Origin of the sequence: Robertkochia solimangrovi (assembly GCF_007279655.1) — a bacterium.
In the GTDB taxonomy this organism is placed as follows: Bacteria; Bacteroidota; Bacteroidia; order Flavobacteriales; family Flavobacteriaceae; genus Robertkochia; species Robertkochia solimangrovi.
Map to the genome: position 1 here is coordinate 21626 of NZ_QKWN01000011.1, position 25382 is coordinate 47007.

Sequence of the window (25382 nt, forward strand, 5' to 3'; positions counted from 1 at the left end):
CATGACACAGAGATTGCTGAAATATCGTATTTACAGAAAAGTGACAATGATCGCGCTTTTTGGCATATTGGGGTGTGTTAAACCTTTTCCTACCGAAACCCTGGATTTTGAAGATATGATGGTCGTCGAAGCGACCATTACTAATGAGGAAAAGACGCAACAGATTTTCCTGTCAAGAACCTACCCCCTGGAAATCGATAGTATTATTCCGGAAAGCGGTGCAGCTATACAGATCACCGGAGGTGAACAGATCTATACCTTTTCAGAATCTTCTCCCGGGGTCTATATTTCTGATCAGGAATTTGGTGCACAACCGGAAACGGAATACCAACTGCAGATCACAAAAAATGGCAACACCTATCATTCCAACAACGTTAGGTTACCTCAGGTTACCCGGATCGATGGCCTGAAAGCGGAAAGCATCGTCGATGAAAATGGCGAAGCCATGGCGATCTTTGTGGATAGTTATGATCCCACCGGAAATTCGAGAAATTATCGCTACGAATATGTGGAAACCTTCCGGATCGTTGCCCCCTATTACCGTGAAAAGGATCTTATTGTTCCCAATGAAAATTCGTGCGGGGTAGAACTGGTAAATGATGAGTGGTCGGTGAAGGAATGTTTTATGACCGATTACTCAAATACCATCATTCAATACAGCACCAGTAATCTGACCGATGACAATGTTGAACGATTTATGGTGCGTAGAATCGCAAAAGATAATTTTATAATTGCTCACCGGTACAGCATTTTAGTCAGGCAATTTGTCCAAACGAATGAAGCTTTTGCCTATTATGAAGCCTTACACACCTTTTCAGGTCAGGAAAGTGTTTTCTCGGGGTCTCAACCCGGTTTTCTTCAGGGAAACATAACTTCGGATACGAATCCTGATGAAAAGATCGTTGGTTATTTCGATATTTCTTCGGTCTCAAAAAAACGAATATTCTTTAACTATAACGACTTTTTTAACGGTAATAGTTCGTCATCCTATACAGAAAATTGTGACTCATATGCCCCTTTAATTTCGGAGGGAAACCGTTGTTTCCTCAGCGAGCTTATCAATTTTAATGCGATCCGGTATTTGGAAGATAATAAGAACTATACACCCGGATTAGATGGACCTTATAGGGTGGTTCCGCGAATATGCGGAGATTGTTCCGTGGTTGGAGAAGTTGAAACACCAGATTTCTGGATTGAATAAATATAGTATCATGAGAAAGCTCATCATCGTATATACCCTATTATTTCTTTCTGTAAGCCATTCTGCAGGACAGACACGTTCGAGTGATCTGCTGAATCTCATGCCTGCAGAAAGTATCTTCCTCCATTTGAATACATCACTCTTATTCAGTGGAGAGCAACTGGATTTTAAAATATACTGCCTGAATAACCTTTCTGAAAATCTAAGCGATCTAAGTAAGGTTGCACACATTTTCCTGATCGGTAAAAACGATAAGATCATCATATCCCGGAAAATAATGTTGAATAATGGGACCGGACAGGGAGACCTTATCATTCCAGCCGATCTGCAAACGGGAAGCTATAAATTGTATTGCTTTACCAATTGGATGAAGAATGGAAGTAGTGAAAATTATTTTCAGTCGGATTTACGTATTATCAATCCCTATTTTCCTCTCCCTGTGGAAAATCTTCAGACAAATGACAAGGACAGCACACCTATACAAGTCGAAGATATTACAGCAGAAACCTCCAAGTACGCAATACCTCTTCAAGTTTCATTAGACCAGAAAGAAGTTGGCAAAAGACAGCAGGTCACGATCGACTTTTCAGTGGCTGATGCATCGGTCTTGCAGGGTAATTACTCCCTATCTGTGAGATCCTTTGCTCCCATAGAATCGCCTGAAAATTCCATCATTTCCTTTCAGAAAGCGTTCGTAAATCGTCCGGATCACTATTCAAATATAACTACAAACAACAATCTTCCGGAAATTCGTGGACGCCTGATCTCAGGGAAATTGCGCCAAAAAAATGATGGAACACCTGCCGTAAGACAAAAAATTGCCTTATCCATATTAAATGAGGATCCTTTATTCCAAATAGCAACGACTGATGGCAATGGACAATTCTATTTCAACATTGAAAGAACCACCGGGAATGTCAACGGTTTTTTCCAGTTGATCGATGATAATTGGTTAAATTTGGAATTGGTCATGGATGAAGACCAGTCCTCCTTTGGAAAAATATCGTTTCCCGAATTCAAGATCACTGAAAAACTTCATGATTATATACTGCAACGGAGCATCCATAACCAGATCGAAAGATCCTATGCAGCGATCAAAGAGGATTCAATACTGAAAGATGGTCAGCTAAACCCTTTTAAAATAGCGCTGCCCACCCGTTATGTACTCGACGATTTCACCAGATTCAGAACTATAGAAGAAACCATGATCGAGGTCATCGAACGGGTTTTTGTCATAAAAAAATCGGGAAAACGGGTTTTCCAGGTACGACAGGAACTTGGTTATGATAACCCTGAATTGGTTCCTCTTGTTCTGGTCGACGGACTCTATCTCAAAGACCATGAAAGTTTTATGGATTATGGGGCTAACAAAATAAAGGCCATAAGTTTTTCCAGGAAACAGTTTCTGTATGGCTCCGAATACTTCCAGGGAATTCTCTCGTTTGAAACCATCGACGGAAATTTTTCAGAGGAATACAATTCCTCTGAAATACAAGAACTAACAGTGGCCACTGCTGAGCCTGCGAAAGTATACTTCGATCAGGAATATTCGGCTTCAACTGATGACAAATCCTCCAGGATACCAGACTTCAGAAATCAGCTATTATGGTTACCAGAAATCGATCTGCAAACCCAAAAGGATAAATCGTTCTTTACTTCAGATATCATTGGAACTTTTGAGGTCGTACTCAAAGGATTTACCGCCGAAGGAGCACCGGTAGAGATCAGGAAGTACTTTACCGTATCTGAATAAGCGATTGGAATCTTCATAAGGGAAACTGTGTGAAAGCGAAGTGCTGGTACTCAGTTTTATTATATTGATATAGGGTAACCAACGAATAACCCCGGGTCCACGAAGAAATAATACCTGAGTCCGCTCCCGATTTCCCGGAACACTACTACCACAGGTCACATTAGCATTTAGAGGTAAAAGCATAAATAGTGACGACACTAGCTGCTGGCTAAGGGCTGGATCATCACTTATAAGTGCGCAAAAAGGCCAAAAGATTGCAAGCATACAATATTCAATTTATCACCCCATGTTTTCATTCTCCGATGATTACCCAATTTTAATCTTTACCTTAGTAGTACAAGCATAGTCAAAGGTAATTCTATATTTAGTTCAACTTTAATTCATAAAATATGTCCGGAAGATGAGTAAAGAGCTTCGTTTTAAATGCTGGATCGAAATAGATAATGAAAAATTCTTTGGTCCCGGGCCGGCACAGTTGTTAGCACTGATCGACGAAATGGGGTCGCTCTCCAAGGCAGCCAGGGAGATGAATATGTCCTATAAAAAGGCCTGGTCGATCATCGACGAATTAAACCAAAAAGGGAGTACAACCTATGTGATCCTGCACAAAGGCGGCAGTAAAGGTGGAGGCGCTGAACTTACAGAAACGGCGAGAAATGTTTTGAAATCCTATAAAGAACTCTTTTCGGAGATGTATCAAATCACAGAATTGCATCGGAGGAAAATACTTGAGATTCTTTAGTAATGTCCTGATATTTCCGTCTCCTTGCGCACTTAGAAGTGACAATCCTGGCTTCTGCAAGCAGGCTCAGTTGGGAATTCTTCGCGGGCTCAGGTATTTTGTGTCCTTTTCACATGGTATTGAAAAATCATTACCATGCCGCTAAGAAATTGAAAGATCTCTGCGATCGGTGGCGGAAGTATCTTCAGCAACACCAGATTTCCAGTAGGAATAGGCATACCATTGCTTTCGTTCTATGGCTGAAGAATTTTTAAGAAATTCCTGGATTACTTTTATCGTCCTGTATTCGGCCGCGGCCATAACAAACCAATGTATCCCATTGTGAATATTATAAGCTTTAACAGACTCCGCCAATACGGACCCGTCTTCAGGATTGGAGTTGATGACCCATTTGATCTCCATACCAGCTGGCTTTTTCAAGTGTAGCTTGTCTTCTTCACTATGCACCTCCAGTACTGCCCTTCCAGTTGCAGTTGCAGGTAAGTCTTCCAGGATCACACTGATCACTGGTAATGCCGTATGATCGCCAATCAGCAAATAGCTATCGGCTTTCTGAAAAAGAGGCTTGGTCTTTACCTTCATATACACCCCTATTTTATGGCCGGGTTGCGCCCGGGATGCCCATAAGGAAGCCGGTCCGTTATCACCGTGCATAACAAAATCAACAAGCATCTCCCCTTTTTCAAAATCCAATTTACGCAAGGTATACGTTCTAATGACAAATCCTTCTCCTTTCTCCCTGGGCGAATCCGGAAGTTCAAATTCAACTTCAGGTGCCGGTGGAATCAGCAATTTATTATTATCACCAGCCCTGGCTTCCCGGAATTTCACAAGGTCATTACCTTCCAGAACAATACGGACATAATTCGGGGTTAAGCGCTCCATTCGTTTTACCTGTAGTAAACCCTTCATGATTGCTGGTTTAATTATCTCACGCATTTTACAAATGATTTATATCGTTACAAATTTCCGTAGAAGAATGTTTAATTATTTGTACTTTCACACGAATCATTTGTAAAAAAGCATGCCTAACAACATTTCCATACACTCAGAAGTCTATGAAGAGGGAAACCGATTTGAATTTATGTTGCAACAAAACGGTCAATTATTTATTTCCCAGGGAAACGGTGTCTGCGTTAGGAATGCACAAAGCATTCCATTTACCGCAGGAGACCTTTTTCTATTGAACAGGTCGGATACGATTCAACTGGAATGCGAGGAGCGATCCACTGTATTTCTCCTGGAATTTACCGATGAAATCAAAATGATGCTTAAAGAACTCATACGGAATTCAGGAGGTAAGGCTATCCCTCCAATTCGTGCAAAATCGGCTATGCATCCCAAGATCAATTGCAATCAAAACGATCTGCTAACCCTATTAAGGATCTATACTTTGCTTTCAGACCTACAGAATCACAGTTTTTACAACAGGAATTTAATGCTCTATCAAATGCTATGTATCCTATCGATCGCAGAGCGAAATCTTTTACTTCAACCGACCCGTCAGGAAAAGGGTATTCCTGTTTTAGCCATCCAACCTATGATCCGTCATATCCACAAAAATTTACAGTTTCCGGAACTTCTCTCTCTCAATTTTTTGGCTCAAAAATTCAATCTGACCAAAAACAGGCTGGGATTCTTTTTTAAAAATGAAATGGGTATTACCGTCAAACAATATGTTTTGAATTGTCGGATGGAAGCCGTTGAAAAGAAAATTTCTCAGAGCCAACAATCGCTGTCTGAGATCGCCAATGAATTTGGATTTACGGACGAAAGCCATTTCAATAAAAGTTTCAGGAAACAATTCGGGATAAATCCCTCCGAATATCGAAACCTTAAATTGAATTAACCGGATTGAATCATCAGGAGATTCTTTCGATCAATGGGAATTTCACGATACCATTGCAGAACGTGGAGCATTTACGTTGATGAACAACTAATTTTCAGACCTGAAGTATCAGGCGCCCGATCCTGAATTGGTGTATCACGGAAAGTTTTATTACGCATCGGTGGCAAGACCTTTTCAGGAGAAGCAGAATTTTCGAGCCTGGTAAAAATGTCAAACCGTGAAATTTTCATAGGGCTAGAAACCGGAGGTAGCTATGCTGGTAACTCAAGTGGATATTCAGAATATGTGGAACTACCAGATTCTCACATTACCATTAAGATAGCAACCCTAAATTTTCAAATCGATCTTACCTCTGAAGAACCAGGACATGGTGTACTCCACGACTACCCGGTTTCATTTTCTCTAGATGATTACATGCGATAACAAAACACTCGGGAAAATTTTGCAATAGACCACATCATCAAAGGAGTTATCGGAAAGGTTGGCGAGTAATCAAAGTTATAATTCTGATTTACTCAAACACCCAAATCCTTCCCTTAAAAGCATTTAATTACTTATTTTTTTAATTAAAATATTTGCGCAACCAAATAACTGCATATATATTTGCAGTCAAATAGCTGCGCAATGAAATTAAGAAGAGATGTTTTTCAGGCAATAGCCGACCCCACGAGAAGAGCCATAATCACACTGGTTGCCGTGAACGCTATGACCCCCACTGCAATCGCAGAAAATTTTGGTTCCTCCAGACAGACCATTTCCAAACATATACAGATCCTTACCGAATGTGAAATTCTGAAACAGGAACAAAAAGGACGAGAGATTTACTATCAGCTAAATCCCAATGGGATGAAAGAAATTGCTGAATTCATTGAACCCTTTAGAAAAATGTGGGATGATCGATTCAACCGATTGGAAACCCTTATGAAAAAACAACATAAAATTTGATTACGAAATGGAATCGAAAACAAAAATAACCGCTGAAGTCGGTAAACAGGAAATCGTCATTAACAGAAATTTTGAACTGCCTGTTGAACTCCTATTTAAAGCATACGAGGAATCCGGAATCATCGAACAATGGATGGGTACTAAAGTACTTCATCTGGAACCTAAAACGAATGGCTCCTATCTTTTTGAAACTACCGATCCCCATGGAAATAAGCACCGGTTTCGCGGGGTGATCCATGAATTTCAGAAGAATGAACGGATCATCCGCACCTTTGAAATGGAAAGCAATGGTTTTGGAGTACAACTTGAAATCTATGCTTTTGAAAAATTGACAGAGAACACCAGCCGTTTACGCCAACAGATGATCTATCAATCCGTAACCCTCAGAGATGAAAATCTGAAATTACCTTTTGCTCAGGGTATCAATTGGGCACATAACCGGCTTGAAGAAATCATCAGTAGACGTAAATAAGCAAATCATGAAAAAATTAAATAAGATCATATACTGGATAGCAACCCTATGGCTGGCTCTGGGAATGACCGCTACTGCCATTGTACAATTGATACGAATGGAAGCTGAAGTTAAAAATTTCACCCATCTGGGCTACCCGCTATACCTCATGACCATTCTTGGAATCTGGAAGATCCTGGGCGTACTCATTCTACTTCTTCCGGAATTGCCCCGATTAAAAGAATGGGCCTATGCCGGATTCTTTTTCACCATGTCTGGAGCGATCCTATCACATCTGGTCATCAAGGATGAGGCACTTTCCTTATTCGGCCCTTCTCTATTGTTGATATTAACCCTAATATCCTATTATTTCAGACCTAACCCCCGAAGATTAAATCCTGCAATTGGTAATACGCAATCGTAATGCCACCTGATAATACAAGGATTAGGATAAGACTGCCATTTTATTGTTAACATTATCAAACCATATTTCATAGCCTGCGATGACAACCCCTCATCGAATAATGTGCAAAAATACATTTAGCCCATGACCAGATCTCTTGCCACTAAAGCTCAATACAACAGGGGTTCTTGAAACGATATGTTTTAAGAACCCCTGTTCAATATTTTGGACCTTTTACGGAAACAAAATTTATTTCCTGATATAAGTCGCTGCCCCGATTTGGATTTTATTCTCTGAAATGAAGTTCAGCGTTCTCGATTGTTCTGTGGACTGACCATTCTCATCTACCACGGTTGACGTGAAAACATTCTTATTTCTGCTGTAATCCAGAGTAACGGTTGCCGGATAATCTTTAGTGTCGATATAACTTCTGGAACAGGTCTCACTGTTTACACTATATCTTTTGATACGCTCATTATCCGAGATCGTAAAAGAACTTTCCTGAATCGTGATATTCTGATAAGTCAGAGTCCATTCGGCTACGGCTGAATTCGGACAGTCCGGATTACTATAGTCAGGTACAAATTCTCCCGGCGTATATCCATTTTCAAAAGTTACCATTTCCCAGCTTCCGATAAATGGATTCTTCGCCTGTACGTTGAAAGTCGTACTATATAATACTTCGCCCTGACTATTCTTCAACGCTACCGTAACCGGTATGTCGTCAATATTCGTGGGATCTGCATTAAGGGTAATAGTTACCATACCATTAGCAGCTGATTTAATGGATGACGTACTAAAGCTCGCTTTCGAATTGGTAGTAGAAATAACCAGTTGTGCATCGGCAATTGGTTCCTCTTTTTCGTCGATCACTTTAAACTCGAGGGATGCTGAATTGTTCTGTCCGATCTCTGCATCGATACCTTTCAATACCTGAATAGAACCTTCAGATGGCTTTAGTGTGGCTTCAAAAGTTTTAGTGGCAGTAGTACCCTCATAGGTAGTAGTAACGTCAAAACTGAAATCCTGTTCCTCCAGCGTCTTATTCTTAAAACTTGCCGTGATATAAGGACTCTCGGCTATAGCATCAGTTAATACAACCTTTTCATTGGTTAAATTATTGATTACGATAACTGATTCAGCTTCCACCGCATTTGTACTCATTCCAGAATCAGCAGGGAGCGTCTTGGCTCCGGCAGCAGGACTGGAAGTAGACCATCCGAATAATGATTTGGCTTTTTCATACATCGCTTTATATGCTGTTACCTTTGCTGCGAAACCACTTACTTCTTTCGCTTTATTTTTAACAGCCGCATTGGTACTGGCCAGGTCACCTTGGTTCATTCCGGAAAATTCACCTATTACGGTCAATCTGTATTCTGAACCATTAGAGAATGTAAGTGCCTTTTGCCCCAATCCTTTCTGAGATAGTTCAGCCAACAAATCATCGATGCCCCGAAACAGATCACATTTAAAAAGATCATCCATCGCGGCATGGGTCGCAATAATCCCGATATATAGACCAATGGCCGCATTCAAGGCAGCAACTTTTGAAAAAACAGGTTCCGGAGTAGCGACCAAAGCTGCTAAAACTGCCACAATCGTAACTGTAGTAACCACCTTCGCGGTAAAAACCCTCCCCCTTTTTTCAAAGCAAGATTCATCGGCTTTTTGTTCTGTATTTATGGCATCGTACATGAATGGTTTTAGATTAAGCTCGTAGAATGCTGCCACATCATCTCTACCTTCTTCTGAAATAAGAAAATATTCTTCCTGGAATTCATCGATCAGATTCTTCAGAGCATCTTCCCACTCCCCGGAAGCAGTGGTACCATCTTCCAGAACCAAACTATTTCTGGACATGGAGATCATCGACAGCATGACCTCATCGTGATTTTCAACCACTAAATTAGGCTTCACATTAAAATCGACCTCGACCAATTTGCCCTTTTCCAGAAAATGAAGTTTTGTGGAGCCTTGTGGCGCAGCAGAAGGTACCATAAAGGATATTACGGAATCATTCACTCGGGCAAGTTCAAGTTCAATATCGCCGAATTTAGCTTCATAATGGGAACTTGCCAGCATCGTTTTTGATTGCAGGATCACAATCTCTACCGGATACACTTCGATGGTACCGGAATAGAATTCATCGGAATATTCATAATCCGGTTCCGATTCATTAGGTTGTTCCTCCTCTTCTTTGGAACATTGCATAAATAAGGTCATCAGACAGATACCCAGAAAAATTCTGATTAGGTTTTTTAAATTCATTACAAGTATGGTTTAGATAGTATTAGTTATATAGGAAACATGAAAGGTCATATCGATTCCAAATCAGGGAACCCATAATAAACCTTCAAAGAAAGAATTGAATCTCAACAATGACGTATGTTGAAATATGGAATTATCAGAGCTTTAAAATTCATAAGGTCAAGTTTATGTTAGGGAATTACCTGACAAAAAACCTAAATTTTACAATTCTGTAAAATACCGCATATTAGGTATTTTGAAGTGAATAAAAAGCTATCAATATGCCAATAGAAATAACTCAAACCTATTTTACCTTCCAATCTTTATAAAGTCCGTAACCGGCAATAATACCCCAGGCTAAATTGATGAAGAGTACCGCCCAGGCAGTATAATAGGCGCCATTCAATACAAAAAGGAGACTCCCGATTATATTGTAAACATGATATTCTGTTTGATGAGAATTCCATTTCCCGGTGATCAGCTTATAATAAGCCAGTAAAAAACAAAAGGATCCGATCCATCCCAGGGTTTCGAAGAATATATTCATGAAACACTATATTTAAAAAGCTGGAGACAATGCGCTATGTAGGTCTCTTGTTGTGATTTATGCAGCGCATCTCCCTGATCGAACATACCCAGATAATAGTAAGAACCATCGACCAAAGCAAAGATAATTTCAGCTAAGGAATCGATATTCTCATTTTCGATGATACCATTCTCCCGGGCTTGTTGCAGCTCATCTCTCAAAACCCGGTGTAATTCCAGTAAGTAAGCTTTAAAACTATCTTTGAATGCCTCATTTCTGTATATCAAGGCATAACAACTATAGAAAACACCATCATCAAAATACTGATTCCATTTTCTGGAAAATAAATTTCTGATCAACTCTTCCAGATCTTTTCGCGATCTGATCTGTCCCCGATGCCCCTCCAGCATCACTTGCATATGCTGTTGCAGAATATAATCGTTAAGTCCGATCAGCAGCTCGTCTTTGGTTTTAAAATAATGCATTACGAGTCCGTTACTGATTCCCATATGCTCCCCTACTCTCGAAATAGATGCATTCTCAAGTCCGACTTCTCTGGCAACCGCATAAAATGCACGGATGATTTCTAAGCTTCGGGTGGCCCCCATTGGTTTTCTCCCCATTTTATCCTATAAAAATTTACTTTTTCAGCTAATCAGAATTCAATAATACTAAAAATAAATTAATTGAATGACCATTCAATTTATGTTACGATTCCATAACAATCAATTAAATATTTATTAATTGAACAGTTGTTCAATTTATATTCCTTTGCCGTGTTAAAAAAACCTAAACACATGCAATTGAATCGAATTTTACTTCTTGTCGCACTGCTAACCTATACATTATGTATGGCCCAGTCTTCTGAGGAACTTTCCAGAAAAACAGTCTTTATTATCATCGACGGAATTTCTTCCGATCAGTTAAAAAAGGCGGACACTCCTAATTTAGACCGCATAAGCAAAAAAGGTGGATATACCGATGCTTATGTAGGCGGTGGAAAGGATTCCTATTCTGAAACACCTACTATCTCTGCAGTAGGATATAACAGTTTACTTACCGGGACCTGGGCAAATAAGCACAATGTTTGGGGTAATGAGATCAAAGCACCTAACTATAACTACCCGACCATCTTTAAATTATATAAAGATCAATATCCAAAAGGTACGACTGCAGTTTACTCTTCCTGGCTGGACAATCGGACGAAACTGGTTGGTGAAGGACTTCCGGAAACCGGAAATTATAAAATAGATTATACGTTCGACGGACTTGAATATGACACTATCAACTATCCGCATGATCCCTATCGCAACTTTATGAAGCTGATCGATTATTCTGTAGCAGACCATGCCGCGGAATCTATTCGCAAAAACGGGCCTGATCTTTCATGGGTATACCTTGAATTCTCTGATGATATGGGTCACGGATTCGGAGACAGTGAACGATTCTCAGCGGCCATTCATTTTGAAGACCAACTCATAGGCAAGATTTATAATGCGATTCTTGAACGCGAGCAATCATTGAATGAGGAATGGTTACTCATCATCACGACGGATCATGGAAGATCATCCAACAATGGTAAACATCACGGGGGGCAGAGTGAACGTGAACGAAGTACCTGGATTATTACCAATATTAAAAACACCAACGAATATTTCTCTACTTCGGTACCCGGAATCGTAGATATTCTTCCCACGATGACCGATTTTATGCATATAAATGTTCCTCAGCATATCAGACGTGAAATGGATGGTATTTCTTTAATTCATCCGGCAGACATGATGAATTTGAGTGCTGAGAAAAAAGGTAAGAACCTAATCATCACCTGGGATAAACTACAAAACGGTCAAGCAAAATTATACGCAAGTGGAACTAATGAATTCAACACCGGTGGTAAAGACACTTATGAACAGTTGAAAACCCTTGATCTTTCCAAAGAAGAAACGTCAATTCCCTTGCGAAAACTTCCGAAAGGTTATACAAAGTTGGTGCTTGAAAGTGAGAACACCACCTTGAATACCTGGATACCTGTCGAATAATTCAGTACAAACCTTATAACTAATCAAATAACATTTAAATGAAAAACAGCTATTTCTTAGTCCTGTTCTTCGCTGCCATATTCATGAGTTATGGGCAGAAAAAGATCACAGGAACGGTAGTGGATGGTACCGATGTACCACTACCCGGCGTATCGGTCATGGTAGAAGGCACCGGTAATGGTGCTTCTACCGATTTTGACGGTAACTATTCCATTACGGCCTCTGAAGGGCAGGTACTCGTCTTTTCTTATATCGGTTTCAGCGCACAAAAAATAACCGTAGGGCAAGCTGACCGTATCGATGTAACCCTTCTCGAAGACATCCAGAGTCTTAATGAAGTGGTCGTAGTCGGATTTGGAACTCAGAAAAAGATCAACCTCTCAGGAGCGGTGAACAATGTTTCTGTCGAACAACTTTCCACCCGACCAATCAATAATGTTACCCAGGGATTACAAGGGGTATCTCCCGGTTTAAACATCGATTTTTCGAATGGAGCACCCGGTTCGAATCCTAAGATCAATATTCGGGGATTCACCTCCATCAATGGAGGAGATCCTCTGGTACTCATCGATAATATCCCCTCCGATGTCGCCTACCTGAATCAGCTCGCTCCCGAGGATATCGAAAGTATCTCCGTACTTAAAGATGCTTCCTCAGCGGCAATTTACGGAGCCAGAGCAGCTTTTGGGGTGCTCCTGGTAACCACCAAAAGCGGTACGGACGGAAAAATACAGGTCAATTATAATACAAATATTACCATTGGAACTCCCACGGTACTCCCGGAAAAGATCTCAGATCCGTACATTTATATGAGACTTCAGGAAACCGCATCGAAGAATACGCCATGGCATAACCAGTATTTTACAACAGAACAATTTACCTGGGCACGTGAACGCAGTGACGACCCCAACGGAACTGTAGGTGTACGTGAAAGTACCGTGAATCCGGGTCTATGGGAATATATGGGGAATCAGGACTGGACCGATTATTTTCTGGACAGCAATACATATTCTCAAAATCACAGTCTGAGTGCCACCGGAGGAACCCAAAAGATCAACTACCTGCTCTCTGCATCTTATAACAAGAACATCGGTTCCCTGAAATTAGCAGATGACTATTTTTCCAGAACAGGAATGCGCTCTAAGATCAATGCGGAACTCACCGATTGGCTTTCGGTAGGAAACAATACTTCCTATATCACCGGAAAAAGAAAGAATCCATCCTATTTCGACATATCCACCCTATTCAATTTCAATACTTACGAGTATGCCGAAAACCCAGACGGAAGCTGGGCTAATACTTCGGTAGGGCGTATGGCTGCGCAATTGACCAATGGAGGAACGGAGGAATATATCACGAATACCTTCCGTACCAACTTCAATGCTCAGGCATGGTTGATCAAAGACATTCTTAAGATCAACGGAGAATATACCTTTGAACAGGAGAACAAGGACTATGATGCGAACTATGCTAAATATCAGATAGGATTCGGACCGGAAGATATTCGTGAAGAAGGAACCAACCAGGTATGGAAGGGATTTGGGAATGACAAGTATCAGGTCATGAATATATATGCCACTTTCAATAAGCAATTCGGAGAGGATCATAACCTGACCTTGATCGGAGGCTATAATCAGGAAGAATTTCACAGCGAGTACATCTACCTTTCCCGTAACGGTGTGATCTCGGCATCCTTACCAACACTAAAACTCGCTACGGGGCCACTACTCCTGAACGAGAATCAAACCGCAAACTATAGCTGGTCATTAAGAGGTCTCTTCTACCGTGCAAACTATATTTTCAAAGATCGCTACATACTCGAACTGAACGGACGATATGATGGGTCTTCCCGCTTCCCGGAAGATCAGCGCTACGGATTCTATCCATCGGTTTCTGCTGCCTGGAATGTTTCCAAGGAATCTTTTATGGAATCGCTGGAACCCACCTGGAATTTATTCAAATTTCGGACTTCCTATGGTTCCTTGGGTAATCAGGATGTGTCTGCATTTGGATACATTCCTTCAATGTCAGCCGGACAAGGGGATTATATTATCGGAGGAGAACTTCCTACCGTTGTGAGTTCTCCCGGACTTGTTTCTTCCAACTATACCTGGGAGACCGTAAGCACGCTGAACTTTGGTGTTGACCTGGGTTTCTTTAAGAACAAGCTCACCTCTTCCTTTGACATTTATCGCAGAGATACCAAAGATATGCTGACTTTGGGTACCGACCTGCCGGGAGTCTTGGGTGCTACGGAACCGAATGAAAATGCGGCTGACCTGAAAACGGAAGGATGGGAACTTTCCATCGGCTATTCCGATAGTTTTGGGAATGGAAACAAACCATTGAATGTGAATGCAAGATTCATCCTTAGTGATAGCCGTTCATACATCACCCGATTCGAAAATCCGAATAACAGCCTTACCCAATACCGTGAAGGAATGGAACTCGGAGAGATCTGGGGGCTTACCAGTGACGGACTCTTCCAGTCACAGGAAGAGATCGATGCTCTGGATGAAACCGCTATCATTCCATGGGGAGCATTGGATATCGTCGAAGGTTGGCCTAAATATGTAGATCTTGATGGAAATCAAAAGATCGAAAAAGGAACCTCAGCCGATGATCCGAAAGACCTTAGCGTCATAGGAAATATGCTTCCCAGATATCGATTCGGTCTCAATCTGAATCTCGACTGGAACAACTTCGATCTCGGTGTTTTCTTTCAGGGTGTAGGCAAAAGAGATTATTATCCTAAAGATTACCTGTATTGGGGTTTCTATCAACAACCCTATGCAGGAGGCTATGCTCATCTGAACGATTTCTACAGAGCCAGTGATGACCCGGCAGATCTGATGGCACAACATTCACAGGCCTATATTGCTGCCGGTCTTGCAAGCGCAAACACCGATTCAAAATACCCGGTGCTGCAATCATGGCTTGCAGATCGTAACCTGGGAGAACGAATCGATCAGGCGCAAGGTTTAGCCATTCCTCAAACGGCCTATATGCTCAATGCGGCCTATATACGATTAAAGAATATCACAGTAGGTTATACGATTCCTGCAGAATATACCAAGAAGTTAGGAATTACAAATCTCCGTCTGTATTTCTCTGGTGATAACTTGTTCGAGTGGTCTGAAGTTGCTGATTTCTTTGATCCGGAATCCATCTCAGACATTGATAACCGCCTGAATCCCGCTTATAGTCCGGGGCGTCAGGAAACCAGTGGATACCAGTATCCATACCAGCGTAAATACGCTTTTGGTCTGAATTTGACATTTTAATTAGAAAAAAGCTGAACAATGAAATTTAAGAATCGAAATATAAAGAGCTTACTCAAAGGAGGAATGCTGGCAACAGCTTTGATTATGACTGGTTGTAATGATGATTTTCTGGAGCAATTACCCGAAACTGAGATCGGAACAGAAAATTTCTTTAATACTGAAGAAGATCTCGCGATCTATGTCTATGGATTGTATAACTTTCCAGGACTCGGAATCTATTATGATGATGCCACAGATAATGCCGGAACCACCGGAAACCGTGAGATCAAGACCATCATGACCACCGAGGCCAGCTCCCAAACCATCACATCCGGTTGGAGCTGGGGACAATTAAGAGATATCAATCTATTTCTGGAAAATGCCGGGAATGCGGATATCAGTGAGGAAGTAAAGAATCACTATATCGGGGTGGCCCGATTTTTCAGAGCACAGTTCTATATGGAAAAAGTGAAACGTTACTCTGATGTTCCCTGGTATGATTTCGTTCTGGAAACGGATTCCGAAGAATTATACAAAGCCAGCGATCCAAGAGCCATGGTTGTGGAAAATATCTTCGCAGATTACCAGTTCGCCATGGATCACGTAAAAGAAACTGTAACTGACGGAGAAGTTGATCGATGGACCGTAATGGCCTATTATAGTCGAAATGCGCTGTTCGAAGGAACTTTTAGAAAATATCATAGTGAACTGGGATTGACCGATACAGCTAACGGTATTCTTGATCTTGCTCAAAGTATTTCAAGGCAACTCATGGATGAGGGTGGTTTTTCGATCTATACGACCGGCATTCCGAATGAAGATTATCATTCGCTCTTCAGCAGCCAGGATCTCACTGGAAACCCGGAAGTGATCTTCACCAATATCCATGAAGATGATTTAAAGAACAATAGTGATCCGCAATACCTTTTTGGAAGCTATGAGATGTCGATGAGTCGTGATCTGCTAACCTCCTATCTTATGAAAGACGGCAGCTATTTCAGCGCCCAGTCAGGAAATGAGACCATGAGTTTTGTGGAGGAATTCAATAACAGAGATCCTCGTTTATCCCAGACCTACGCCGCTCCGGGATGGGAATTGAATTACACTTCCACCTATAGTCCCGGAGTTACCAACTATGTACAGGAATTGAAAAAGAACTTTACGGGCTATCACCAGATCAAAGGTTTCTCAAATGATCCTTCAGTTGATATTCGAAACGGAATTGATATTCCGGTATTACGATATGCTGAAGTACTTTTAAACTACGCAGAAGCAAGAGCTGAACTCGGTTTACTTACACAACAGGATCTCGATGAAACTGTAAATAAATTACGGGATCGGGTCGGAATTCCCCACCTTACACTAGGGGTTGCTACCGATCCTGAACAAGCTGCCCGATATCCACAGGTATCAAACCCGGTATTACTGGAGATTCGAAGAGAACGCAGGATTGAATTCGCTATGGAAGGAAGAAGACTGGATGATATCAATCGCTGGGCCGCCGGAAAATTACTGGAAAAAGAACCTGTCGGAATGTACTTCCCCGGACTTGGAAAATATGATCTGACCGGTGACGGAGTTGAAGATATTATCCTTATAAATGCTTCCGAAACGATTCCTGCACAGAAAGAACTGAATTCACTCGGTGTCGCCTATGTATATTACCGTGCCGGAAGTCAGGGAGAAAATGTCGATGTATACCTGACCAACGGAAACAGTGGCAATGTAGTGGGTGTATCAGAACGAGGAACGTTTGTGGGACCAAAACATTACTATCGACCGATTCCGGCTTCAGAAATTTTATTAAATCCGAATTTGAAACAGGTTTTCGGCTGGGAATGATTTATAAGTGGCAGTAGTGCTATTCGTGATACCAGCAATATTTATAAAAATAGAGATATCAGTAATACTGGTGTCTCTATTTTATTTTTAAAGAACAAGGATCAACTCGCCACCTTTAAAAATACCTGAATAGTTCAAGAACATTTGTCGATATATCGATAAAACGGAATTCAATTAACGATATAACATTAATCTAATGATGTATCCCGCATCAAAAACACCTTGTTTTAGACCCCAAATTGAATTGGCACACCATTCGATACTGTTTTCTTATGCTCCAATCACGTAATCAGAAAGCCCAACTGAAAAAATATCGATTTGTAAATCTTTGATCAACCCTATTTAAAATGAAAACAGAAACTATTGAGGTGAACGGGATGCTCCTCGCATACCGTCGAACCGGAGAAGGACAGCCCCTGCTATTATGTAATCGTTTTAGAGGCACACTGGATACCTGGGATCCACTATTTCTCAGTACACTTTCCAAGGAATTGGATATGATCATATTCGATTACCCTGAAGTAGGTTATTCCGGTGGCATGTTTCCGGAAGATATAATCGGTCTGGCTACCGTGGTTAACGGACTTTGTACTGCGTTGGGACTATCCTCGATCACATTAGCTGGTTGGTCATTCGGTGGCTATGTGGCACAAGCAGTGGCCTTCAAATTTCCGGAACTCGTACATAAACTCATTCTTATCGGTACGAATCCACCGGGAGAGAATCCGATTCCATTGGAACCCATATTTCTGGAAAAAGCCTTAATTCCCGTAAACAGTCTGGAAGATGAACAGATTCTTTTCTTTGAACCAGAATCCGAATTCAGTATTGCCACTTCCATCGCTTCCCATGAAAGGATCTACGCCTCGATCGAAGCGGAAAGAATTCCTTCCACTATGGAAGCCTTTAATAAATATTTTAGCGTAGGAGCCGGATTTAAGGAAGATAAATATGGATTCCGTGAAAAACTGTTAACGACTACTATTCCCGTTCTCATTCTTCACGGTGATCATGATGTATCCTTTGCCGTTGAAAATTGGTTTCAGTTATTGCGAAAATTAAAGAATGGTCAAATGATCATCTATACCAAAGCCGGGCATGCACCGCAACATCAGCTGCCGGAACTTTCGGCGAGTTATATATTGAATTTCATCCTTCATAGTGTTAACATAGAATCGTATTGATATGAAGTCACTATCATCCAAAACCATCGTATTTATAACCGGAGCCTTTGTCTCCCATCAGGGTTGGACAAACTGGATTGATTTTTTTAAAGCTGAAGGTTATACCTGTTATGCTCCACCCTGGAAATACAAAGACGGGACTCCGGAAGAGTTGCGTAAACTCGATGAAAACAACAATGAGCTAAAAGACCTGAGATTGGCTGCGGTAATTGAACAATTTGCAACATTTATTACGAAATTACCTGAAAAACCTATTCTTATTGGGCATTCCACAGGCGGACTTATCGTTCAGGTTTTATTACAAAAAGGAATTGCTGAAGCTGGTATTGCAATTCATAGCGTTCCTGCTCAAGGAGTACTCTCCTTCAAATTCTCCTTCTTAAAATCACTTTGGGGTCCTTTGGGATTGTTTTCCACCATCGATAAAACCTACCTCATGACCTTTGGGCAATGGCAATACGCATTTACTAACGGTATGTCATATGAAGATCAATTAAGCGCTTATAAAGAAAATGTCATTCCCGAATCCAAAAGACTGATCCGGGATTGTCTTTCCAGCGATGCCAAAGTAGATTTCACCAAACCCCATGTACCCTTATTATTCATCTCCGGAAGTACTGACAACATAATCCCGGCATCGTTAAACTACTCGAATTATAAAAAATATAAAGCGAATGGTTCAGTAACTGATTACAAAGAATTTGAAGGTAAGAATCATTTCGTTCTCGGACTTGCTACGTGGAAAGAGGAAGCTAAATTCTGTTTGGAGTGGTTAAATAACCGAAACTAAATATGGTAATCACGTATTAAAAGTGGACTTTAAAAAAAAGGCTGACTGAAAGTATCAGCCAGCCATACTTAGCCCTAATCAAATAATTATTTAAGAATATGAAGATCAAAGAAGTCGATCCAGAATCTCCTTTAATTTTGGATCTGAAGGTCTTGGCGCATCATATTCAATGATCTTTCCGTCGGGGTCTAATAAGATAAAACGAGGAATTCCCTGAACATAATACTTATCCACGAATTCTATATCCTTATTTTTACCAGCCCAAAGTTGTATACCCCCCATTTTTTTCTCTTCGATCATCGACCTCCATGCTTGCTCTTCTTCCTTTCTGTCAATGGAAATACTAACAAACTCAATATTGCTGTCTTCATAGAAATTTTCAATCTTTTCCAAATAAGGTATTTCATATTTACAAGGTTTACACCAGGTTGCCCATATATCGATATAAACATATTTCCCTCTTAAATCCTGTAAAGAAGTAGTTCCTCCCGTATAGTTCACATAATCCTTAAAATCTGGAGAAGGAGTACCCGGACTTAGCTCACGTATCATTTGTTGTTGCCTTTGATATAACGGTTCCATACTTGACTTAATGGTATCTGCATTCTGCAAATATTTAGTGATAAAGTCATCATCCAGAACTTCTTTATTCGCTCTGATCATCGAATTGATGTCAGCGACATACTGATCAACTTCCTGATCATAATCCGCTCTGGGCAAACTTAAAAATCGGGTAAAGGGATAAGATCCTATCAAGTCCTCATACCGCTTGTTTTTGGTGTTGAGAATTATATTCTCCGCACTCCCTTTCCCTGAAAAAGCAGGCATAGAAAGAGTATCGGTAAATGTTAGTTGCAGTTCCATTCCACTTTTAAGATACAATCCGAAAGGTTTAAAATATAACCCTGTAAAATAGGATGGTTTTTCCAGCCATAAAGTATCCAGAAAAACTCCGTCATTATCAGCAATTAGATTTATATTATCCTTACTGTCTTTTACACTAAGAGTAACCTCCCTTTTTAATTGAGGATAGGTAAGCTTTCCCTTTAATATTACATAATTGACAGGAGCAACATTCTCGCTACAGGCACTGATCATTACCAGTACCAGCATATATAAAATTCTTTTCATGATCTTTTAATTTTAAATTAATAGCCGGGATTTTGGATTAATTCATTATTTCCCGCAAGAGCGCTTAAAGGAAGGGGTAAAATGAACTGATCTTCATTTTTCAAACTGAGTTTTTCTTCAAATGCATTGGTATTTCCCAACTCATGATAGCGTATCAAATCGAACCAGGATTCTCCATTTTCAAAGAACAATTCCAATAATTTCTCTGATCTGACAGCTGCTAAAAGTCCTTCATTGGTCGTGAATTCTATAGGAGAAACACCTGCTCTATCCCTAAGAATATTAATAGCCCATAATGCTGCTTCATAATTATTGTCTGCTCTTAATATAGATTCAGCATAGATTAGGTAAAGTTCAGCCAAACGTAAATGATAATTGGTATTTCCCTTTCCGGAAGCGGCATTGGTATTGAATGGATATTTACCTTGATTATTAATTCCACGGGTGTATTCAGAATAGGCATAGGTAAATCTTGGATCATACCCTTTTCCATTTCCGCTAAGATCACCACTACCATCCACTTGTTCATCCGCGATCGCTGCCAGTATATTACTATAATTGGTTCTGTTGATCTGATCCATAGAAACATCTCCTTCACTTCCAACTATCGTATAGGGTGCAAATATGACCTCAGATGAATTGTAGGTATTTGTAAACACCTCTTCAAAAGTACTTTCCAGCAAATACCCCTGATCATTATTAATTACTTCGAAAGCAAGCTCAGCAGCCTCATCATAGCGCTGAACGTACATCAGTACTTTTGCCAGCAAAGCATTAGCAGCAAGACTTCCTCCATAATAATGAGCAACATTGGAAGGTCCGCTTTCTGCAGCATACTGTAAATCAGAAATTATCAGTTCATACACTTCAGCAACGGTATTTCTGTTTGCTGTGTAAACATCATTTGAAAATTCAGTTCGAATCACCACCCCATACGAAGAATTCAGGTCATAGAACTGACCGAAATTTCGCAATAATCCAAAATATGAAAGGGCACGATTAAATTTTCCCTGGGCGACAAGCTCTTTAATTCTGACTTCATCAATGCCTTCGACAGCACCTGATTCCAACTTAGAGATTAGGATATTAGCTTCATTAATTATCGAATAATATTGATTATAAATATTTGCCAGAAATGAATTTTCAGCGGTGACCTCATTCGTGTTCATTCCGCTACTTCCTACTACTGAACCCGTGAAGACTCCTTCATTTCCGGAAGCAGCAAGATGAAGCGGGAACAATCCCAATTCATAGGCTCTCCATTGACGATAAACTCCATTTAAAGCAAACTGAGCGGACTCTTCATCCCGGATTACATTTTCGTCGGTCAATTGATTTTGAGGTCTGATATCATCAATACTACAGCTTTGAAAGAGCGCCATACCTGTGAAGATCAGTAAAAATATTTTATTTAAATATGATTTCATTTTTGTGCGGATTAAAATTGAACATTAATACCCAGTGAAAGAGATTTAGCCAAGGGATAAGGATCACTGTTACGACTGGCACTGGTGATCGATGGTATACCACTTTCGCCGTAAGTTTCCGGGTCGCTCCCCGGCCATTTTGTCCATGTCCACAAATTTGTACCACTGACAAACAGGGCAGCCTGATCAATACCTATTTTATCCAAAAAACCTTCCTTTTGAAATTGATAGGTCAACTGTATATTCTTCATCCTCAAATAGGATGTTTCATAGATATACCTATCTGAAGTTCTCCAATTCGCTGAAGGGTCATTGTGAACCGGTTTTGCATATCTCGCATCGGGATTTTCAGGACTCCAGGTATTGAGTGCATACTCCCTGAGGTAATTAGGTCCTAAATAATTAAACACTTGAAAATTTATCATATCCCATGTGGCATCGGCACCAACAGAATACTGGAACATTGCACTTAATGATAAATTCTTGTAACTAATGGAATTTGAGAATCCACCGAAAAAATCCGGTTGGATAGAACCCAGTACTTTTCTGTCATCACTGGTAATCTGACCGTCACCATTCAAATCGCGGAACATATAATCTCCTACCCCAAGCGATTGCCGGTCATAAGTGCCGTCTGGTGCACCATCATTCAGTGCACCCACTTCAGCTTGTGTCTGTAAAATTTTAACCACTTCATATCCCTTAATGATACCGACTGGGGATCCAACCTCGTAGAGGTCCTGTGACAACTCATCGATATTAGCGCCATTTAATTTTTCCAGTTTATTTCTGTTCAAAGACCAGTTCACTGAAAAATTCCATTGAAAATTCTTTGATCGGATCAGATCTGCAGATAACGAAACCTCTACGCCTTCATTTGAAACATCCATAAGGTTCGCATAATAAGAAGTAGGTCCGAGTTCCAGTGGTATTGGCGCTGGTGCCAGTGCTCCGGTTGTCTGTCTTCTATAAAAATCTACACTACCATTCAAGCGATTGCCGAAAAAACTGAAATCTAAACCGAGATCTATCTCTTCGGTCGTCTCCCAACCAATTTGTTGATTAGGTAGGGTGTTCGAAGGAATTACAGCAGTATTTCCGGCGTATAGATCTGAGGAGCCTGTATTAAAAAACTGCAGGTAAGCAAAATCGGAAATATTTGCGGAACCAACCCTTCCAATACTTGCTCTCAGCAATAAATTATCAATGGCTTCTGTATTAGCGAAAAAAGATTCATTTGCAATATTCCAACCTCCTGACAAGGAAGGAAAATATCCTCTTTTATTTCCTGGACCAAATTTCGAAGAAGTATCTGTTCTGAAATTAAAGGTCAGGTTATACCTGTCATTATAATTATAGGTAAGTCTGGAAAACAAGGAATTAATACCCGTCTCGGTTTTATTATCAGAATAAGAAATTACCTCTTCAGCTGCACTTGCATTGATCAGTTCTTTGTCATCAGGAAATCCGCGGTAATAATGACGTGTAGTCTGATATTTCGATCTGTCCCATGAATATCCGCCTAAAGCTGTAAATCGATGATTGCCAACACTAACACTGTAATCGGCAGTCAAGTTCGTGGTTATATTTGAACTTATATTATCATTATTTGTCAATGTTGAGCGATTTGGAAATCCAAAACTAATCATGCTGGACTTTGGCGAAAACACGGAGGATCTGCTAATAAATAGTCCGCCATTCAATTCCCCTTTAAAGGTTAAATTCTTTATCGGTGTTAAAGAAATATAGGTATTCCCAACCACGTTATAGGCGTTTCGGGTGTTCTTATTTTCCAATGTTTGTAAGGGACTGGGATTTTGGGTTTCGATACCATAAGAGTAATCGGGTAAAGGCAATAGGTTTCCTTGTTCATCGCTGATCGGGAAATCGGGTCTGGCCTGTACACTGGATAAATTAACTCCGGAATTCGTTCTTGTAGAGGTTTCTCCGGAGATCGATCGATTATACCCTCCGTTCAACGTAACACCCAGTGCCACGGATTGGCTGGGTTTACTATTCAGGTTCATTCTCAAATTATATTGATCAAATTGATCATTGATAAGTAACCCTTCCTGATCCATCAGAGAAATAGAGAATCTATAATTTGTAGTTTGAGTTCTTCCTGAATAATTTACACTTGCTTGTTGCGTCATTGCCATATCACGAAACACTTCATCGTTCCAGTTAACATCAGCATCTCCAAAAGCAGCATCATTTAATCCGTTATACACATAACTGAAATCGGAAAAATCAATATCGATCTGGCCGAAGGTCAGCAATCCAAAATCAAGATATATTTGTCCGGAATTCAATGCCTCCATCGAGTTTCCGATCATACGATCGTAATAATTTCGATACTCCAGAGAATTCAAGGATTCCAATGTATTGATCGGTGTGGCATAAGATGTATTGTAACTTACCTCAAAAGAAGGTTTACTCGCACCACTTCCCTGTTTGGTACTTACAAGTATTACTCCATTAGCTCCCCGGGAGCCGTATATGGAAGTTGCAGCAGCATCCTTCAGAATATCGATACTTTGGATATCATCCGGTGCGATAGCCAGGAGCGGATTATTTCCTCCATCGAAGGTACCGGGCATGGCATCAATATTGAAAGGCACCCCATCGATCACATATAATGGCTGATTTAAACTTCCTGAAAGTGGAGAAGTGAAGCCTCTTATATTGATACGAACAGGAGCGCCAGGGCGACCGGTGTTTTGTGACACCTGTACCCCTTTAGCCAAACCTCCCAATGAACGATCGAAGCCAGCAGTACCCACAGAAATCTGTTGCAAATTTTTCATATCAACAGAGGACACTGCCCCAGTAACTTCTTTGCGTTTTTGTTTACCATAACCTATCAACACGACACTTTCCAGTTCACTGACCTGCTCCTTTAACTCAATATCAAGCCAATCCTGACCACTGTAAATGACCTCTTTATTTTCAAATCCTATATAACTAAAAATCAAAACATCATCCGGATTCGCCTTGATTGTAAACTCTCCGTTTTCGTCAGTAAAAGTTCCCAGTACAGAACCTTTAATATAGACGGTAACTCCCAACAGGGGGTTGCCTTTAGAATCTGTTATTCTACCTTTTATAAATTCCTGAAGAGCACTCTTCCGTATACTTAACAGATTATTATTCTCCGTATCAAAAACATACTCAAACCGACCGTTGATCATCGCCCTATCCAAAAGCTCCTTAACGGTAACGGCACCTTTCTTTAAATGTACTTTTGGCAGATCCATAAACAGATCCTCAAAATAGATGAACTTATAATCAGTCTGTTCACTGATCAGTTTAAATACCTCATCCATGGTGACAAAATCATCCTTTTCGATCTTTACCATCGCATTCTGAGAAAAGGTTGAAGAGGTTGTAAAACTAAATACGGTTGTACAAAAAAGAATCAGAAAAGTTCTCATACAAAGCATCAGTAGGTATCTTCCCTTTCGGAAAGCATATTCCCTTAAATTAATTTCCATAAATTTGTGGTGAATTAGTTAGTTATTAATAATTAATTAATCATCTTGAAGAGGGTAATTACCGGCCGTGAGAAAGTGGGTACTTTACCTTC

The 25382-nt window shown here is 40.4% G+C and carries 20 protein-coding genes; 13 read left to right on the plus strand and 7 right to left on the minus strand.

Going from position 1 to position 25382, the window contains the following annotated elements; translation table 11 throughout:
- Position 1: 1 nt before the first annotated feature.
- The 3 genes from DMZ48_RS14970 to DMZ48_RS14980 all read left to right on the plus strand — a co-directional run bounded on the left by DMZ48_RS14970 (position 2) and on the right by DMZ48_RS14980 (position 3696).
- On the plus strand, positions 2–1201 hold the full coding sequence (locus DMZ48_RS14970) for a DUF4249 domain-containing protein (RefSeq protein ID WP_143955975.1): 1200 nt from the start codon (positions 2–4) through the stop codon (positions 1199–1201).
- A gap of 10 nt (positions 1202–1211) precedes the next feature.
- A complete protein-coding gene (locus tag DMZ48_RS14975; protein ID WP_143955976.1) occupies positions 1212–2954 on the plus strand; it encodes a hypothetical protein in 1743 nt (580 codons plus the stop codon).
- Positions 2955–3354: 400 nt separating this feature from the next.
- Entirely contained in the window at positions 3355–3696 is a 342-nt protein-coding gene (locus DMZ48_RS14980) for a winged helix-turn-helix domain-containing protein (protein ID WP_143955977.1), read from the plus strand.
- 141 nt (positions 3697–3837) lie between these two features.
- On the opposite strand, the gene DMZ48_RS14985 is transcribed toward DMZ48_RS14980, so the two are convergent.
- On the minus strand, positions 3838–4608 hold the full coding sequence (locus tag DMZ48_RS14985; RefSeq protein WP_162558735.1) for a siderophore-interacting protein: 771 nt from the start codon (positions 4606–4608) through the stop codon (positions 3838–3840).
- 112 nt (positions 4609–4720) lie between these two features.
- Between DMZ48_RS14985 and DMZ48_RS14990 the strand changes: the two genes are divergently transcribed.
- The 5 genes from DMZ48_RS14990 to DMZ48_RS15010 all read left to right on the plus strand — a co-directional run bounded on the left by DMZ48_RS14990 (position 4721) and on the right by DMZ48_RS15010 (position 7365).
- Positions 4721–5545, plus strand: a complete 825-nt coding sequence (locus DMZ48_RS14990) for a helix-turn-helix domain-containing protein (RefSeq protein WP_143955979.1) — start codon at positions 4721–4723, stop codon at positions 5543–5545.
- 207 nt (positions 5546–5752) lie between these two features.
- Entirely contained in the window at positions 5753–5968 is a 216-nt protein-coding gene (locus tag DMZ48_RS14995) for a hypothetical protein (protein WP_143955980.1), read from the plus strand.
- A 201-nt stretch (positions 5969–6169) separates the two neighbouring features.
- Positions 6170–6490, plus strand: a complete 321-nt coding sequence (locus tag DMZ48_RS15000) for an ArsR/SmtB family transcription factor (RefSeq protein ID WP_143955981.1) — start codon at positions 6170–6172, stop codon at positions 6488–6490.
- A 7-nt stretch (positions 6491–6497) separates the two neighbouring features.
- Complete coding sequence (locus DMZ48_RS15005) at positions 6498–6962, plus strand: SRPBCC domain-containing protein (RefSeq protein ID WP_143955982.1); 465 nt, start codon at positions 6498–6500, stop codon at positions 6960–6962.
- Positions 6963–6969: 7 nt separating this feature from the next.
- Complete coding sequence (locus DMZ48_RS15010) at positions 6970–7365, plus strand: DoxX family protein (protein ID WP_143955983.1); 396 nt, start codon at positions 6970–6972, stop codon at positions 7363–7365.
- 228 nt (positions 7366–7593) lie between these two features.
- On the opposite strand, the gene DMZ48_RS15015 is transcribed toward DMZ48_RS15010, so the two are convergent.
- The 3 genes from DMZ48_RS15015 to DMZ48_RS15025 all read right to left on the minus strand — a co-directional run bounded on the left by DMZ48_RS15015 (position 7594) and on the right by DMZ48_RS15025 (position 10743).
- Positions 7594–9615, minus strand: coding sequence for a hypothetical protein (locus tag DMZ48_RS15015; protein WP_143955984.1), 2022 nt, complete (start codon positions 9613–9615; stop codon positions 7594–7596).
- Between the two features lie 283 nt (positions 9616–9898).
- Positions 9899–10141 carry a CBU_0592 family membrane protein gene (locus tag DMZ48_RS15020; RefSeq protein ID WP_143955985.1) on the minus strand — a complete coding sequence of 81 codons (243 nt, stop codon included), beginning with the start codon at positions 10139–10141 and terminating at the stop codon, positions 9899–9901.
- Positions 10138–10743, minus strand: a complete 606-nt coding sequence (locus tag DMZ48_RS15025) for a TetR family transcriptional regulator (protein WP_143955986.1) — start codon at positions 10741–10743, stop codon at positions 10138–10140. The genes DMZ48_RS15020 and DMZ48_RS15025 overlap by 4 nt, the downstream gene beginning before the upstream one ends.
- A 174-nt stretch (positions 10744–10917) precedes the next feature.
- Here DMZ48_RS15025 and DMZ48_RS15030 point away from each other — a divergent pair, with 174 nt between their 5' ends.
- The 5 genes from DMZ48_RS15030 (at position 10918) to DMZ48_RS15050 (ending at position 19238) form a co-directional block, all read left to right on the plus strand.
- Positions 10918–12159 (plus strand): alkaline phosphatase family protein, encoded by a 1242-nt coding sequence (locus tag DMZ48_RS15030; RefSeq protein ID WP_143955987.1) that lies wholly within the window; start codon positions 10918–10920, stop codon positions 12157–12159.
- A gap of 38 nt (positions 12160–12197) precedes the next feature.
- Positions 12198–15443 (plus strand): SusC/RagA family TonB-linked outer membrane protein, encoded by a 3246-nt coding sequence (locus DMZ48_RS15035; protein ID WP_143955988.1) that lies wholly within the window; start codon positions 12198–12200, stop codon positions 15441–15443.
- A gap of 18 nt (positions 15444–15461) precedes the next feature.
- A complete protein-coding gene (locus DMZ48_RS15040; protein WP_242009227.1) occupies positions 15462–17264 on the plus strand; it encodes a RagB/SusD family nutrient uptake outer membrane protein in 1803 nt (600 codons plus the stop codon).
- A 347-nt stretch (positions 17265–17611) separates the two neighbouring features.
- Positions 17612–18448, plus strand: a complete 837-nt coding sequence (locus DMZ48_RS15045; RefSeq protein WP_143955989.1) for an alpha/beta fold hydrolase — start codon at positions 17612–17614, stop codon at positions 18446–18448.
- A gap of 1 nt (position 18449) precedes the next feature.
- Entirely contained in the window at positions 18450–19238 is a 789-nt protein-coding gene (locus DMZ48_RS15050; RefSeq protein WP_143955990.1) for an alpha/beta hydrolase, read from the plus strand.
- Between the two features lie 105 nt (positions 19239–19343).
- Here DMZ48_RS15050 and DMZ48_RS15055 read toward each other — a convergent pair whose 3' ends face one another.
- From DMZ48_RS15055 to DMZ48_RS15065, 3 genes are read right to left on the minus strand one after another with little or no spacing between them, the layout of a single operon-like run.
- Positions 19344–20369 (minus strand): TlpA family protein disulfide reductase, encoded by a 1026-nt coding sequence (locus DMZ48_RS15055; protein WP_242009228.1) that lies wholly within the window; start codon positions 20367–20369, stop codon positions 19344–19346.
- A gap of 17 nt (positions 20370–20386) precedes the next feature.
- Complete coding sequence (locus DMZ48_RS15060; protein ID WP_143955991.1) at positions 20387–21796, minus strand: RagB/SusD family nutrient uptake outer membrane protein; 1410 nt, start codon at positions 21794–21796, stop codon at positions 20387–20389.
- 11 nt (positions 21797–21807) lie between these two features.
- A complete protein-coding gene (locus tag DMZ48_RS15065; protein WP_143955992.1) occupies positions 21808–25290 on the minus strand; it encodes a SusC/RagA family TonB-linked outer membrane protein in 3483 nt (1160 codons plus the stop codon).
- Between the last annotated feature and the right edge of the window lie 92 nt (positions 25291–25382).

Excerpts from the sequence above, each read along its gene's own strand:
- DMZ48_RS15005 (WP_143955982.1), top strand. The coding sequence starts at position 6,498 with ATGGAATCGAAAACAAAAATAACCGCTGAAGTCGGTAAACAGGAAATC.
- DMZ48_RS15030 (WP_143955987.1), top strand. The coding sequence starts at position 10,918 with ATGCAATTGAATCGAATTTTACTTCTTGTCGCACTGCTAACCTATACA.
- DMZ48_RS15000 (WP_143955981.1), top strand. The coding sequence starts at position 6,170 with ATGAAATTAAGAAGAGATGTTTTTCAGGCAATAGCCGACCCCACGAGA.
- DMZ48_RS15010 (WP_143955983.1), top strand. The coding sequence starts at position 6,970 with ATGAAAAAATTAAATAAGATCATATACTGGATAGCAACCCTATGGCTG.
- DMZ48_RS14990 (WP_143955979.1), top strand. The coding sequence starts at position 4,721 with ATGCCTAACAACATTTCCATACACTCAGAAGTCTATGAAGAGGGAAAC.
- DMZ48_RS15060 (WP_143955991.1), bottom strand. The coding sequence starts at position 21,796 with ATGAAATCATATTTAAATAAAATATTTTTACTGATCTTCACAGGTATG.
- DMZ48_RS15020 (WP_143955985.1), bottom strand. The coding sequence starts at position 10,141 with ATGAATATATTCTTCGAAACCCTGGGATGGATCGGATCCTTTTGTTTT.
- DMZ48_RS14970 (WP_143955975.1), top strand. The coding sequence starts at position 2 with ATGACACAGAGATTGCTGAAATATCGTATTTACAGAAAAGTGACAATG.
- DMZ48_RS14995 (WP_143955980.1), top strand. The coding sequence starts at position 5,753 with ATGTCAAACCGTGAAATTTTCATAGGGCTAGAAACCGGAGGTAGCTAT.
- DMZ48_RS14985 (WP_162558735.1), bottom strand. The coding sequence starts at position 4,608 with ATGAAGGGTTTACTACAGGTAAAACGAATGGAGCGCTTAACCCCGAAT.
- DMZ48_RS15035 (WP_143955988.1), top strand. The coding sequence starts at position 12,198 with ATGAAAAACAGCTATTTCTTAGTCCTGTTCTTCGCTGCCATATTCATG.
- DMZ48_RS15015 (WP_143955984.1), bottom strand. The coding sequence starts at position 9,615 with ATGAATTTAAAAAACCTAATCAGAATTTTTCTGGGTATCTGTCTGATG.
- DMZ48_RS15045 (WP_143955989.1), top strand. The coding sequence starts at position 17,612 with ATGAAAACAGAAACTATTGAGGTGAACGGGATGCTCCTCGCATACCGT.
- DMZ48_RS15050 (WP_143955990.1), top strand. The coding sequence starts at position 18,450 with ATGAAGTCACTATCATCCAAAACCATCGTATTTATAACCGGAGCCTTT.
- DMZ48_RS15055 (WP_242009228.1), bottom strand. The coding sequence starts at position 20,369 with ATGAAAAGAATTTTATATATGCTGGTACTGGTAATGATCAGTGCCTGT.
- DMZ48_RS15040 (WP_242009227.1), top strand. The coding sequence starts at position 15,462 with ATGAAATTTAAGAATCGAAATATAAAGAGCTTACTCAAAGGAGGAATG.
- DMZ48_RS14975 (WP_143955976.1), top strand. The coding sequence starts at position 1,212 with ATGAGAAAGCTCATCATCGTATATACCCTATTATTTCTTTCTGTAAGC.
- DMZ48_RS15025 (WP_143955986.1), bottom strand. The coding sequence starts at position 10,743 with ATGGGGAGAAAACCAATGGGGGCCACCCGAAGCTTAGAAATCATCCGT.
- DMZ48_RS14980 (WP_143955977.1), top strand. The coding sequence starts at position 3,355 with ATGAGTAAAGAGCTTCGTTTTAAATGCTGGATCGAAATAGATAATGAA.
- DMZ48_RS15065 (WP_143955992.1), bottom strand. The coding sequence starts at position 25,290 with ATGGAAATTAATTTAAGGGAATATGCTTTCCGAAAGGGAAGATACCTA.